Below are 13,408 nucleotides of genomic sequence, written 5' to 3'. Positions count from 1 at the left end.
TGAAAAAGCCGCTAAATCATTCCTTCATCATTGAAACTGTAGTACTTTCCGTCTGTTACAATAACATGGTCGATGAGGCGGATGTTCATAGTCTGTGTTCCTTTTTGCACGAGTTGCGTCAGGCGTTGGTCGTCTGTGCTTGGGCGAGGACTGCCGGAAGGATGGTTGTGTATCAGGGCTATTTGCGTGGCGCGTTGTATTAGGGCTTCGCGCAGAATGCTGCGTACATCGGCAGTGGTCTGGTCGATGCCGCCGCGACTGATACGGGTTTTGTCAATGACGCGGGAAGACTGGTTGAGTAGCAATACCCAGAATTCTTCGTAAGCAAGGTCGCAGAGCAGGGGGTGGAAAAGCTCGTAGATGTCTTTGGAACAACGGACCGTGGTGCGTTCCGGTCGTTCCTGTAGTTTGCGGCGTTTGCCCAATTCCAGTGCCGCCATGATAGTGATACTTTTGGCCGGGCCGAAACCCTTGAAGCGGGAGAAGTTCCGTACTTCCCATTTCCCTAATTGATTCAGGTCATTGCCACATTCGGAGAGTACCCGTTGCATCAAAGTCACTGCGCTTTCTTCTGTGTTTCCTGAACCAATAAGGATGGCAAGCAATTCGGCATCGCTCAGAGCTTCTGCACCTTTCAGCATCATCTTTTCCCGCGGACGGTCTTCTGCCGCCCACTGGTTGATATTTAGTTTTTCCATGCTACTCACTAAACGCTAATCGTTCGTCACTTATAAAAGTTCTTTTTGAATGCCTCAAATTCATCTTTTCCCCGTATGCAACGGTTCCACCATGCCCGCCAGAAACCGGTCCCGTATCCGATGAGCTGGATGAAAGAAGCGGCGATGGAGTAAATGCCAATAGGCAAACTCCGGTTTTGGATGGTGGAGTCAATGCATATCAATAGTGCATATAACGCAATGGGCGTCAGGCTATAAAGGCAGAAAGGAGCACCAAGCAACAATATTACCACTCCAAGCGTGAATGCTGCCGGTAATAGGTGGACAATCTTTAACGATTCCGGGTACTTCTTATACAGATTGATACGTGCAATCCCCGAATTGTGCACTTGCTTGAAGAACTTTTTCAGGTCTGTGCGCCGTTTATGATATACCCATGCATCCGGGAACAGCCGGCACTGATAACCGCCCTTGAATATCCGGATGCTAAAGTCAATATCTTCTCCGAATCGCATTTTGGAGAAACCTCCGAGTGCAGTGTATACATCCCGTCTGACTCCCATATTGAAGCTTCGTGGATAGAATTTATCCATTTTCTTTTTTCCACCGCGGATGCCGCCGGTAGTGAAGAAGGAAGTCATGGAGTAATTAATGGCTTTCTGTATATTCGTGAAGAACTTATGTGCCCGGTCCGGTCCGCCAAAGGCATCGGCAGGAGAGGTTTGGAGTTCTTTCTCAATAGCGGTGAAGTAGTCTTTGGGCAGTATGCAGTCGGAGTCCAGTATAATCAGATATTCTCCGGCACTTCGTTCGGCACCGTAGTTCCGGCTTTGTCCGGGGCCGGAATTGGGCTTGTTGTAATAATGTATATTCAGGTCTTCCTGATAGTATTTCACTGCTTCAGTGCAAGGAACGGATGACCCGTCTTCTACAACCACTACTTCAAAGTCTTTGAAGCTTTGTCGCGTCAGACTGTGTAGTAGTTCGTCTAACTCGTCGGGACGGTTGTATACGGGGATGATGACGGAGTATTTCATAAATGCATTAATCTTTTAATTCATCACCAACTTGGTGACTGTTATATTCGTTGTCTGTCTTTATCAGTTTACTCATGGTTGCAATTGAGGTTACTTGTTGCTTACAAAGATAAACCATTATTTTCCGATAATTACTCCGATTGCATATTCTTTTACTGGCTATATAGAAAAACTGCCTGTCGGAAGTGTTTAATTCTCCTGGCAGGCAGCTTATATATGTATGAAATGGACAGTCTTATACTTTCACGCGGCTTACGTAAGAACCGTCACGAGTGTCAATTTCAATTGTTTCGCCTTCGCTGATGAATAAAGGAACACGTACGGTGGCACCCGACTCAACAGTTGCAGGTTTCAGAGTGTTGGTAGCTGTATCACCTTTTACACCCGGTTCGGTATAAGTAATCTTCTGCTGAACCTTGATAGGCATGTCAGCGTAAAGAACAGTTTCGGTAGAGGCGTCCGATACAACTTCCAAAACTGAACCTTCCATCAGGAAGTCAACACCGTTGATGAGGTCGTGAGCGATAGGATGTTGGTCGAAAGTTTCCTGGTTCATGAAGATATAATCTTCACCTTCTTTATATAAGTACTGATAAGGACGACGCTCTACACGTACATCTTCCAGCTTTTCGCCGATATTGAAGCGACGTTCGAGTACGTAGCCGTTTACCACGTCTTTCAGTTTAACACGCATGAAAGTGTTACCTTTTCCCGGTTTTACATGCAGGAATTCGATACAGAAATACAGCTTGCCATCCATGCGGATGCAAGTTCCATTTTTAATGTCTTGGGCATTAATCATACTAATATTTTTTATTTTAGATGTTATATAATTTGTCTCCAGTGAGCTTTGCGGGTGCAAAAGTAATGGAAATCAGTAAAAAACGCAAAAAGTTTTGAGAGAAAAAGACTTAACTCTTGGTTATTTTGAAAAAAGTCCCTATTTTTGCAGCCCGATTACGTGAAATAATAACATAAAACAATATACAGTAATGAAAAGAACATTTCAACCCTCTAACAGAAAGAGAAAAAACAAACACGGTTTCCGTGAAAGAATGGCTTCCGCTAACGGTCGCAGAGTATTGGCTTCACGTCGTGCAAAAGGCCGCAAGAAACTGACTGTTTCTGACGAATACAACGGAGTGAAAGGATAATTCGCTCTTTGTTTAAAGAGATAAGAAAGCCGCAAAGGACTGATAACAGTGCTTTGCGGCTTTTCTCTTTTTTATATGAACGTAGTGCAAAACTATCTTATTTCTCTGTTTCCTTTCCGGCTTTCTTCCAGCCTTCAAAACCTTCGTCAAGGTCGTAGACTATATATCCTTTCGCGCTGAGTATAGCGGCTGCCTTTTTGCTGCGCTTACCACTACGGCAGTAAAGGGCTACAGGCTTTTCTTTTTGCAGTGTGGAGTCTGCCATTGCCGGAAACTCTTTATCCAGTACATTGATATTGATACTGCCCGGTATGTGGTCCTCAGAATATTCAGCAACGGTACGTACGTCCAGGCGCTGGACATCCGGATTAGCAATAATTGAAGAGAACTCTTCTGCTGAAACGGACTTGAAATCTCCTTTTTGCTGACAGGAAAAAAGGGAAGTGAAGAACAGGCAGATGCCTGCGATAACGGAATTTATCTTCATCTGGATTGTTTTATTGGGGATTATATTCAAATTCATAACTCTTTTCTTTACCGGAGTAGGTTTGCAGAGAGAAACGTACTGTTACCTTTTCTATCCCTTCTGTAGCATATTGCCGCAGGGGGATGGAAAGATAGGCACGCTTGTTATAAGCCTGTACATCTCCGTCGCTATGATACAATGAAAGGTGCACAAACCGGTGCCCGACCTCTTCGTCCGTGCTGACTTCCTCTTCCACAAAGTGGAATAAATGTTTTCCGTTTTGTGCTTTGATGTCCAGTATCATATTCAGATAATCAAGTCCCATCCAGATACTGGTCACATCAGCCGGATCGCGTTTCACGCCATCTTTGAACTCCGATGCAGGTCTCGGCACAGGGGATACAGCATTCAACGAGGCATACAATTTCACTCCGGATGTGCCATCAGCAGCCACTGCCATTCCATAATTACTGACTATGCGGACTGACGCATTCGCATCTATGTGCGTATTCGATGCGTCTTCCACTACTGCGTAGGTTTTTCCTTCATCCGTCAAAACGGATTTTAAACTGCCATTGGCATCTGCCTGTGCAGTCAGAAATTCCAGTTTTACGGGTGGATAATGATACTCGTCATCATCGCCACAGGAAGAAACCAATACACATAGCAGTATGGGCAAGAACCAGCGTAAAGAAGCGGAGGATTGTAGCTTACCTTTCATATCTTACTTTATTTCGGAGTCTCAGTTTTTGCAACCAGATAATTCGTCAGAGGATTGGCATACATCAACAGTATCTTTTCGCGCAGGAACGGTACGTCTTTGTTTGCCAGTTCTATGCGGCCGAGTTGCTGGTCGATATATTTCAGGAAACGTTGTTTCTCTTCGATGGTGTAATGGGAGGAGAAAGTTTCGGTACCCGACAAACAATCGTGAGCTATATAATTACCGGGGTATATACGATAGTTCGCATGGATTTTCCGGTCTATAAGGGCGGAAATCTGTGAGAAGAGTTCGGGTTTGGGGAGAGAACGGTCCAGCTTTGCCAGTTCCTCATTGATGCAGGGCGACACTTGGAAGTGTACATAGCCTTTAAATCCGAATAATCCGGTCTGCATATTCTTCAGGTCGTCCGCCTGCGTTTTCTTGTAGTCCGGTATGTCACGTTTCAACTGGAACTCTTGTGCTTTCAGGTAGTCGCAAGGGTCATATTCATACGAGATAGCCAGCGGAGCAATGTTCATTTCTGTCAGTCGGTCGATGATGTCGCCTTCCCCGCCTATGGCAAGCATTTTGAGAACGCTTTCCTGTGTGCGGTCGTTCGAGTCTTTCGCACGTCCTTCGCGTTGGGCTATCCAGATGGATTGATTCTTGTCTTTGATGGTATGGTGCATATAGCGCGACATACGTGCCGAAGATTCCAGCATCTGTCGCATAGTCAGGGCACGCTGCACAATGAATGATTTGTTGACGCGCACGAATTTCTTAATCCAGGGATAGATTAATAAGTTGTCTCCGATGGCAATCTCTACCGTGTCTATGCCCTGGTCTATCAATTCTACGGACAGGAAGCCTGAGTCGAGGAGGATGTCACGGTGATTGGATATATAGGTATAAGCAGACTCCTTATCCGGTAGTGCCGTGCGGTCCATAGTCACTCCCAGAGTCGTATCTTTGGCAAACTTTTTCAGAATTACGTAACAGAATGCTTTCTGAAACTCCAACTTCGTCTTGCATGAACGCATTTTCTGTGCAAGTGCCTCAAAAGGAACTTCCGGAAAAACAGCAGTTGCCACCTGCCGGAAAGCCGGATCGGCAATCAATTCCTCAAAAATTTGAGGAAGTTCCTCGTCATGATAAGGGCGGATTTCATCAAATTCCATGTTCATAATGATTAACGTTTAGTGATTAGCGATTAGTTGGTTGTGAATAGTGAATTGCCTGAATGCTAATCACTAATCACTAACCTTTCATCACTAAAATTGATTCTCGATAATATCTGTCATTACATCTTTGATATCCAGTCCCGCAGCACGCACCTGCTGGGGTATGAAACTGGTAGTCGTCATTCCGGGTGTGGTGTTTACTTCCAGCAGGTTGATTTTGTCTCCGGCTGTGATGATATAATCCACACGGATGATGCCGGAAGCACCCAGAATATCATATATGGCGGAAGTCAACGCTTGTACCCGGCGAGTCAGGTCGTCGGAGATGCGGGCAGGAGTGATTTCGGAAACCTGTCCGTTGTACTTGGCGTCGTAGTCGAAGAATTCGTTGTCCGTCACCACTTCCGTGATGGGGAACACTACCGACTTTTCTTTGGTCTTGTAGCAGCCACAGGTGATTTCTGTTCCTTCCATGAAGGCTTCCACCAGGACTTCTTGTGCTTCGTCGAATGCCTTAACAATGGCAGGCTGTATTTGTTCTTTCGTCTTAACCTTTGTTACACCGAAACTCGACCCCCCCAGACTGGGCTTGATGAAGCAAGGCAAGCCAATCTTCTCTATCACATCTTCGTCGGAAATGGACTGTCCCTGCCGGAGCACTAAAGACTCTGAAATGCGGACGCCAAATACTTTCAGGTATTGGTTGCAGGCAAACTTATCGTAAGTAAGTGCGGCTGCCAGCACTCCGCAACAGGAGTAGGGGATGTGGAGCAAGTCGAAGTAACCTTGCAAACGTCCGTCCTCGCCCGGGGTGCCGTGAATGGTGATGTAGGCAAAGTCGAAGGTAACCTTCCTGCCATCCAGTTGGAAGCTGAAGTCATTCCGGTCGATGGGCGCTTTGCCGCCGTCGGGGAGTTGTGCATGCCAGTCCAGTCCTCGCATTTCCACTATATATAATGTGTACTTCTCCTTATCAATAAAGGAATAGATGCCCTGTGCACTGCGCAGGGAAACCTGGAATTCGGAGGTATCACCTCCGCAAATGATAGCAATCGTGCGTTTCATTCTAAATCTCTGTTACTAATGTAGCCTCTCCATTTGTCTATCAGCCGAGTCATGTCGTCGGGCATTTCTGAGGTGAAATACATCTCTTCGCCGGTGGCGGGATGCACAAACCCCAGCGTCATGGCGTGCAGTGCCTGCCGTGGACAAGTGTCGAAGCAATTGTTTACAAATTGTTTGTATTTACTAAAATGAGTACCTTTCAGAATCTCATGGCCACCATAGCGTTCATCATTAAAGAGCACGTGCCCGATGTGTTTCATATGTACACGTATCTGATGGGTACGTCCTGTTTCGAGGATACACTCTACAAGGGTGACATAGCCCAAGCGTTCCAGTACCCGGTAATGTGTTACGGCATGTTTTCCCTGGTCGTCGGGCAGGACGGTCATTTGCATACGGTCTCTGGGGTTTCGGCCGATGTTGCCTGTGACGGTTCCTTCGTCCTGTTCCATAACTCCCCATACCAGCGCACGGTAGCGGCGTTTGGTGGTTTTATTGAAGAACTGTATGCCGAGATTGGTTTTGGCATCCGGTGTTTTTGCTATGACGAGCAGACCGGATGTGTCTTTGTCGATGCGATGCACCAATCCCACGTGAGGGTCGTTGGCATCGTAATCGGGATTATCTTTCATGTGCCAGGCGAGGGCATTCACTAAAGTACCCTGATAGTTTCCGTGTCCCGGATGTACAACCAGTCCGGCGGGCTTGTTCACTACCATGAGATATTTATCCTCATAAACGATATTAAGCGGAATATCTTCGGGGATGATTTCGTTTTCATAACGCGGACGGTCCATCATGATGGTGATGACGTCCATTGGCTTCACCTTGTAGCTGCTCTTGACAGGTTTGTTGTTGGCCATCACAAAGCCGGCTTCCGCAGACTTCTGAATACGGTTACGTGAAGCGTTCGTCAGGCGGTCGAACAGGTATTTATCTATGCGCACCATCTCCTGTCCCTTGTCCACTACCACACGGAAGTGTTCATAGAGTTGCGCCTCATCGCCGACGGGTTCTACATCGTCCAGGTCGTCATCAATCGTTATGTCGTCCGGCAATTCTTCTGTCATCTCTTGTTTTTCTATGTGTTATTATAATGAAAACTCCCCGTGTATATCTTTAGAACCAGGATTCATCTGCGGCAGAATCTCCGGAAGAAACGGGCGTGCCGGTTTCTACTCCTGTGGAATCCCCTTCCTGGGGCAAGTCTCCGCCATCTCCCACTATCAGGGTCAGCGTGGCGCCTACGGGCACTTGTTCACCGTTGGTCAGTGTGTGTCCTTTATATTTCACGCCATATACCCAATCCTTCTCACCGGGTATGTACTGGTTTTCGGCCAGTTTGAAGCCGGATGCCAGCAGACGTGCTTGCGCCTGACGCATGGAACTGTTGTCCGCTACATTGGGAACGGCTTGCAGGGGTGTACTGAGTGTGTTTATTGTCAGATAGATGGTGCGTCCTTCTTTCACCTTCTGTCCGGCAGAAGGATTGTAGTCGAGGATGCATCCGGCTGGTAAGTTTTTTACGTAGCTGGAGTCGGAAACAATGCAACTCAAGCCTTGGTTGCGGAATAGCTTTTCGGCTTCTGCAACTCCCATGCCTTTTACATTGGGCACCACTACAGCTTCACCATGACGGGTATATATATCCAGTCCCTTCAATACTCCAAACAGTGCAAGGGCAACCACAATAATCATTGCAATCAGGTTTGCCCAGAAGTATTTATTCTGTCGGAAAGAAAAAAACTCTTTTATAGTCATAATCCTTAGCGTTGTTTGGGGCAAAGATAATGCAAACCGAGAGCAGTACAAAATAAGCTCGCTTATTTTTAACGTTGAGATGTTGCTAATCTTCGCTTTTGGATTAAAGGAAAGGTATGTCAGAAGTCTTTTAGTGTATTCCGGGCACATAATGATTCGTCCGGAATACACAAAGACTTTCTCTTTTTTAGAGTGATTGGAGCAGTCTCTTCAATACTACCGTAGCTGATATTTCGCGATTGGCGGCTTCGGGAATAACGATGGACTGAGGGCTTTCGATGACGTCGTCCGTCACAATCATGTTGCGGCGTACGGGCAGGCAGTGCATGAAACGGGCATTGTTGGTCACAGCCATCTGGCGGTTGCTGACGGTCCATTCGCGGTCTTTACTCAGAATCTGTCCGTAATTATCGCCTGCATAGGCTGCCCAGTTCTTGGCATAGATGAAGTCGGCACCTTCAAAGGCTTTCATCTGGTCGTATTCCACGCGGGCATTTCCCACGAATTGCGGGGCAAGTTCGTAGCCCTCGGGATGGGTGATGACGAAATCATAATCCGTAGCATTCATCCACTCTGCGAATGAGTTGGGCACGGCTTGGGGCAACGGGCGAGGGTGCGGAGCCCAGGTCATTACTACTTTGGGGCGTGCCGTCTTCTTGTATTCCTCGATAGTGATGAGGTCGGCAAAACTCTGCAACGGGTGGCGTGTGGCAGCTTCCATTGAGAACACCGGACGTCCGGAATGTTGGATGAATTGGTTGATGATGATTTCGTTGTAGTCATCTTCCTTATTCTCGAAGCGGGCAAAGGAGCGTACACCGATGATGTCGCAATAGCAACCCATCACGGGGATGGCTTCCAGCAGGTGTTCGGGTTTGTCACCGTCCATGATGACACCGCGTTCTGTTTCCAGTTTCCAGGCACCTTGGTTGATGTCGAGTACAATGACGTTCATACCCAGATTCATAGCAGCTTTCTGGGTGCTGAGACGGGTGCGCAGGCTGGAGTTGAAGAAAATCATCATCAACGTCTTGTTGCGTCCCAACTCTACATATTTAAAACGGTCTTTCTTAATCTCAAATGCTTCGTCCAGTGCAGTCTTCAGATTGCCGATATCCTGCACACAAGTAAATTTCTTCATCTTACTATATTTATGATTTATAATTTATGCGAATCAGTGGTTGAATTTCATCGATTTTTGTAGTGGTTATGAATTATCACTCCCTCACCTGTCCTTCTCCTTCAATAATCCACTTATAGGTAGTGAGCTCTTCCAGTGCCATGGGACCGCGGGCATGCAGCTTCTGCGTGCTGATACCAATCTCGGCACCCAGTCCGAACTGCGCTCCGTCTGTAAAGGAAGTCGGTACGTTGACGTATACGCAGGCGGCGTCCACATCACGGCAGAACCATTCGGCACGGGATTCATCTTCGGTCACAATACATTCGCTATGCTTGGAGCCATATTTCCGGATATGGGCGATGGCTTCGCGGATGGATTGAACGGTTTTGACGGACATTTTGTAGTCCAGGAATTCGGTGCCGAAATCTTCTTCTGTGGCCTCTTTCAGCAGCTCGTCGGGATAGCTGCCTTTCAGGGCATTGTAGGCATAAGGGTCTACATAGATCACCACATGGCTTTGGGACAACGGCTGGCAAAGGGTGGGGAGGTCATTGAGGCGGTCTCCGTCAATCAGTACGCAGTCCAAAGCATTGCAGACGCTGACGCGGCGAGTTTTGGCATTGTTGATGATAGCGGCACCTTTCTTTACGTCACCATATCGGTCGAAGAAGGTGTGGCAGATGCCTGCTCCGGTTTCAATTACCGGGATGGTGGCGTTCTGGCGCACAAAGTTGATGAGGTTGCTGCTTCCACGGGGAATGAGCAAATCCACATAACCTCGGGCATTCAGCAGTTCGGCGGTTGCTTCACGGTCGGCGGGAAGTAACTCTACAATATGCGGGTTGACGTTGAAACGTTCCAGTACTTCGTGTATCACGCTGATGATGGCACGATTGGAGTAGTCGGCATCGCTTCCGCCCTTCAGGATGCAGGCGTTTCCGCTTTTCAGGCAGAGGGAAAACACATCGAAACTGACGTTCGGGCGTGCTTCGTATATGATGCCGATGACACCAAAGGGAACGCTTACTTTTTTGATTCTCATTCCTTTCGGGTGTGTGCTGTCCTTTAATATGCGTCCCAGTGGAGAGGGGAGGATCGCCACATTGCGTGTGTCGGCAGCAATGCCTTGTAGGCGTTCTGCGGTTAATTTCAAACGGTCGTATTTCGGGTCTTTAGGGTCCATCCTTTCCAGGTCCTTCTTGTTTTCTGCAAGGATAAAGTCCGATTTAGCCAAGGCAGCATCTGCTACAGCCTGCAAAATCCGGTTGATTTCCTGGTCGCTCAGCGATAATAACTCTCGGCTGGCTTCCTGTACAGTGGCAAATACTTTGTTTAAGTTCATCTTTATTGTATTTTTTAGTGTTGATTACACTGCAAATGTACTAATTATATTGAGAATGCATGCTTTACTCTTTGAAAAAGGATTTGCAAGTGAGAAGGATGAGGGTGGGGAATTGCAGATGATACATTGCCAACTTCTTGCCACTTCGTTGGCAAACTTTTGCCACCGCCTTGGCAAGACATTGCCACACCATTGGCAAACTTTTGCCAAAGCTTTGGCAAGATGTTGGCAAAGTAATAATTACGGGAGCCGGCTTCTTATTCCGAAAACAAGTAAATGAGCATAAGTGATTCATACTTTCTTTCACAAGAGTATTATTTTCGCCAATCCTCCCCATTAATTTTATTTTAAGTAGATATTAAGGCTTTTTCGTTGACTTTATTAATGGGTCCCGCTTTTCTTTGCATTCGGAAAACATAAACTTAATAATCATGAAAAATCGTTTGATAGGTCTATTCTTTGTATGCGCTTGTTGCGTAATGGCCAAGGCTGATGATTTGAAGCTATGGTACAGCCAGCCGGCTAAGGTATGGACCGAAGCGTTACCTTTAGGAAATTCTCGTTTGGGCGCCATGCTCTATGGCGGAGTCGTTAATGAACAAATACAGTTGAATGAAGAGACTGTCTGGGGCGGTGGACCGCATCGGAATGACAGTCCGAAGGCACTCGGCGTGTTGCCCCAGGTCAGGGAACTGCTTTTCACCGGGCGTGAGAAGGAAGCTGAAAAGATGATTGCCGATAACTTCTTTACCGGACAGCATGGCATGCCCTTCCAGACTATCGGCAGCCTGATGCTGGAATTTGACGGACATGCCGATTACTCCGATTATCGCAGAGAACTGGATTTGGAAAAGGCGATAGCATCCGTACGATACAAAATAGGTGAAGTTAATTATACCCGCACCGTGTTTACTTCGCTGGTGGACAATGTCCTGATAGTGCGTATTGAAGCCGATAAGCCGGGCGCAGTCAGTTTCACCACCCGATACAGTACCCCGTATAAGGAATACGAGGTAAAGAAAAGCGGTAAGAGCCTGCTTTTGTCCGGTCACGGCTCTGCACACGAAGGCATTCCCGGAGCCATCCGTTTTGAAACCCGCACCCAGATAAAGGCTGAAAAGGGCAAGGTGAGTGTAACCAATGACTGCATCGAAGTGAAAGGAGCGGATGCCGCCGTGATTTATGTGACGGCTGCCACCAACTTCGTCAATTATAAAGACGTGAGTGCCAATGAAACCCGGCGTGCAACGGAGTTCCTTGCGAAAGCCATGAAACGCCCGTATGCCCAAGCACTATCCGCCCATGAGGAGGCCTATCAAAAGCTTTTCGGTCGCGTATCACTCAACGTGGGATCTTCCGCAGAAGAAGAAACATCCTATCGCATCAAGCATTTCAATGAAGGCAAAGACCTCGGTCTGGTAGCGTTAATGTTCCAGTTCGGCCGCTACCTGCTCATCTCTTCTTCACAGCCCGGCGGACAACCGGCAGGCTTGCAAGGCATCTGGAACCATGAACTCTTCGCTCCATGGGATGGAAAATATACCATCAATATCAATACCGAGATGAACTATTGGCCGGCAGAAGTGACCAACCTTACGGAGATGCACGAGCCTCTTTTCCGGATGGTGAAAGAACTCTCCGAATCGGCACAAGGCACAGCCCGCACTCTGTATGACTGCCGTGGCTGGACAGTGCATCATAATACGGACCTGTGGCGCATGGCCGGTCCTGTAGATGGTGCTTCGTATGTATGGCCGTTGGGCGGCGCTTGGTTGAGCCAGCACTTGTGGCAACACTATCTTTATACAGGCGACCAGGCATTCTTGCAAACCGCTTATCCGGCTCTGAAAGGAGCTGCCGACTTCTTCCTCGACTTCCTGGTGGAACATCCTGAATATGGCTGGATGGTTTGTGCACCCTCCATGTCGCCCGAACAAGGTCCTCCGGGAACAGGCACGATGCTCACTGCCGGATGCACCATGGACACACAGATTGTGCTGGATGCACTGACTTCCGTCCTGTCGGCTACGAAACTGCTCTATCCCGGTCATACATCCTATTGCGACAGTCTGCAAAGCATGATTAAACGTCTGCCTCCTATGCAGATAGGCAAGCACAATCAGTTGCAGGAATGGTTGGCCGATGTGGATGACCCGCACAACGACCACCGTCATGTCTCCCACTTGTATGGTCTTTATCCCAGTAATCAGATTTCTCCCTATGCACATCCGCAGCTTTTCCAGGCAGCTAAACGTTCGCTCCTGTATCGCGGTGACATGGCTACCGGGTGGTCCATCGGCTGGAAGATAAACCTGTGGGCACGTCTGCTCGATGGCGACCATGCCTATAAGATAATCAAGAATATGCTGAATCTGGTGGAAGATGGAAATCCCAATGGACGCACTTACCCGAATATGTTCGATGCACATCCGCCCTTTCAGATTGATGGTAACTTCGGTTTTACGGCCGGTGTGGCCGAGATGTTGCTTCAAAGTCATGATGAAGCATTGCACTTGTTGCCCGCCCTGCCCGGCGATTGGAGCAAAGGCAGCGTGAAAGGTCTGGTGGCACGCGGAGCTTTTGAGGTGGATATGGACTGGGATGGCGGTGAGCTGACTACGGCTACCTCCCGTAACTTCCCGCATCGGTGGTAACCTGCGCATCCGTTCGTACGTGCCACTGGAAGGTGCAGGGCTGAAAGAGGCCAAGGGTAGCAATCCCAACCCGTTGATGAAACGCGGAGATATTAAAGAGCCTCTGGTGGCTGCCGGACTGAGGGCACAGTATCCTCTTCTGTATAAGATTTATGAGTATGATATTCAAACTCAACCGGGAGAAAAGTACACTTTGCAAAGAGCGCTTTAGTGATTGGTATCAAGATAATATAGATATAAAATAG

The 13,408-nt window shown here is 47.7% G+C and carries 12 protein-coding genes and 1 pseudogene; 2 read left to right on the top strand and 11 right to left on the bottom strand.

What is annotated here, in order from left to right:
* Positions 1–11: 11 nt before the first annotated feature.
* The 3 genes from radC to efp all read right to left on the bottom strand — a co-directional run bounded on the left by radC (position 12) and on the right by efp (position 2,516).
* Entirely contained in the window at positions 12–698 is a 687-nt protein-coding gene (radC, locus tag QZ135_RS01815) for a DNA repair protein RadC (RefSeq protein WP_294605414.1), read from the bottom strand.
* A 26-nt stretch (positions 699–724) separates the two neighbouring features.
* The gene (locus tag QZ135_RS01810; RefSeq protein ID WP_294605412.1) at positions 725–1,714 is read right to left on the bottom strand and encodes a glycosyltransferase; all 990 of its coding nucleotides are present in this window, start codon (positions 1,712–1,714) and stop codon (positions 725–727) included.
* Between the two features lie 235 nt (positions 1,715–1,949).
* Positions 1,950–2,516, bottom strand: a complete 567-nt coding sequence (gene efp, locus QZ135_RS01805; protein WP_009129506.1) for an elongation factor P — start codon at positions 2,514–2,516, stop codon at positions 1,950–1,952.
* A gap of 190 nt (positions 2,517–2,706) precedes the next feature.
* Between efp and rpmH the strand changes: the two genes are divergently transcribed.
* Complete coding sequence (gene rpmH / locus QZ135_RS01800) at positions 2,707–2,868, top strand: 50S ribosomal protein L34 (RefSeq protein ID WP_009129505.1); 162 nt, start codon at positions 2,707–2,709, stop codon at positions 2,866–2,868.
* 97 nt (positions 2,869–2,965) lie between these two features.
* Here the strand turns inward: rpmH and QZ135_RS01795 are convergent, their stop codons facing one another.
* From QZ135_RS01795 to QZ135_RS01760, 8 genes are all read right to left on the bottom strand, one after another.
* Positions 2,966–3,391, bottom strand: coding sequence for a rhodanese-like domain-containing protein (locus QZ135_RS01795; protein ID WP_294605409.1), 426 nt, complete (start codon positions 3,389–3,391; stop codon positions 2,966–2,968).
* Positions 3,366–4,055: a NigD-like C-terminal domain-containing protein gene (locus tag QZ135_RS01790; protein WP_294605408.1), complete on the bottom strand. Its 690-nt coding sequence runs from the start codon at positions 4,053–4,055 to the stop codon at positions 3,366–3,368. Before QZ135_RS01790 ends, QZ135_RS01795 begins: the two co-directional genes overlap by 26 nt.
* 8 nt (positions 4,056–4,063) lie before the next feature.
* Entirely contained in the window at positions 4,064–5,221 is a 1,158-nt protein-coding gene (locus tag QZ135_RS01785) for an acyltransferase (protein ID WP_294605406.1), read from the bottom strand.
* A gap of 87 nt (positions 5,222–5,308) precedes the next feature.
* Complete coding sequence (locus QZ135_RS01780) at positions 5,309–6,283, bottom strand: D-alanine--D-alanine ligase (RefSeq protein ID WP_294605404.1); 975 nt, start codon at positions 6,281–6,283, stop codon at positions 5,309–5,311.
* A complete protein-coding gene (locus tag QZ135_RS01775) occupies positions 6,280–7,353 on the bottom strand; it encodes an RluA family pseudouridine synthase (RefSeq protein WP_294605402.1) in 1,074 nt (357 codons plus the stop codon). The genes QZ135_RS01780 and QZ135_RS01775 overlap by 4 nt, the downstream gene beginning before the upstream one ends.
* A gap of 49 nt (positions 7,354–7,402) precedes the next feature.
* On the bottom strand, positions 7,403–8,044 hold the full coding sequence (locus QZ135_RS01770; protein WP_294605400.1) for a PASTA domain-containing protein: 642 nt from the start codon (positions 8,042–8,044) through the stop codon (positions 7,403–7,405).
* A 187-nt stretch (positions 8,045–8,231) separates the two neighbouring features.
* Positions 8,232–9,185: an acetylornithine carbamoyltransferase gene (locus QZ135_RS01765; RefSeq protein ID WP_294605397.1), complete on the bottom strand. Its 954-nt coding sequence runs from the start codon at positions 9,183–9,185 to the stop codon at positions 8,232–8,234.
* 76 nt (positions 9,186–9,261) lie between these two features.
* Positions 9,262–10,509, bottom strand: coding sequence for a glutamate-5-semialdehyde dehydrogenase (locus QZ135_RS01760; RefSeq protein WP_294605395.1), 1,248 nt, complete (start codon positions 10,507–10,509; stop codon positions 9,262–9,264).
* 431 nt (positions 10,510–10,940) lie between these two features.
* Between QZ135_RS01760 and QZ135_RS01755 the strand changes: the two are divergent.
* Positions 10,941–13,374: pseudogene (locus QZ135_RS01755) on the top strand (glycoside hydrolase family 95 protein).
* Positions 13,375–13,408: the final 34 nt, after the last annotated feature.

Source organism: uncultured Bacteroides sp. (assembly GCF_905207245.1).
Lineage (GTDB): Bacteria > Bacteroidota > Bacteroidia > Bacteroidales > Bacteroidaceae > Bacteroides.
The sequence above is the reverse complement of the archived record's forward strand: the minus strand, read 5'-3'. Positions and strand labels throughout refer to the sequence as shown.

What these genes read in the sequence shown, in the direction of transcription:
- radC (WP_294605414.1), bottom strand. Translation starts at nt 698, where the DNA reads ATGGAAAAACTAAATATCAACCAGTGGGCGGCAGAAGACCGTCCGCGG.
- QZ135_RS01810 (WP_294605412.1), bottom strand. Translation starts at nt 1,714, where the DNA reads ATGAAATACTCCGTCATCATCCCCGTATACAACCGTCCCGACGAGTTA.
- efp (WP_009129506.1), bottom strand. Translation starts at nt 2,516, where the DNA reads ATGATTAATGCCCAAGACATTAAAAATGGAACTTGCATCCGCATGGAT.
- rpmH (WP_009129505.1), top strand. Translation starts at nt 2,707, where the DNA reads ATGAAAAGAACATTTCAACCCTCTAACAGAAAGAGAAAAAACAAACAC.
- QZ135_RS01795 (WP_294605409.1), bottom strand. Translation starts at nt 3,391, where the DNA reads ATGAATTTGAATATAATCCCCAATAAAACAATCCAGATGAAGATAAAT.
- QZ135_RS01790 (WP_294605408.1), bottom strand. Translation starts at nt 4,055, where the DNA reads ATGAAAGGTAAGCTACAATCCTCCGCTTCTTTACGCTGGTTCTTGCCC.
- QZ135_RS01785 (WP_294605406.1), bottom strand. Translation starts at nt 5,221, where the DNA reads ATGAACATGGAATTTGATGAAATCCGCCCTTATCATGACGAGGAACTT.
- QZ135_RS01780 (WP_294605404.1), bottom strand. Translation starts at nt 6,283, where the DNA reads ATGAAACGCACGATTGCTATCATTTGCGGAGGTGATACCTCCGAATTC.
- QZ135_RS01775 (WP_294605402.1), bottom strand. Translation starts at nt 7,353, where the DNA reads ATGACAGAAGAATTGCCGGACGACATAACGATTGATGACGACCTGGAC.
- QZ135_RS01770 (WP_294605400.1), bottom strand. Translation starts at nt 8,044, where the DNA reads ATGACTATAAAAGAGTTTTTTTCTTTCCGACAGAATAAATACTTCTGG.
- QZ135_RS01765 (WP_294605397.1), bottom strand. Translation starts at nt 9,185, where the DNA reads ATGAAGAAATTTACTTGTGTGCAGGATATCGGCAATCTGAAGACTGCA.
- QZ135_RS01760 (WP_294605395.1), bottom strand. Translation starts at nt 10,509, where the DNA reads ATGAACTTAAACAAAGTATTTGCCACTGTACAGGAAGCCAGCCGAGAG.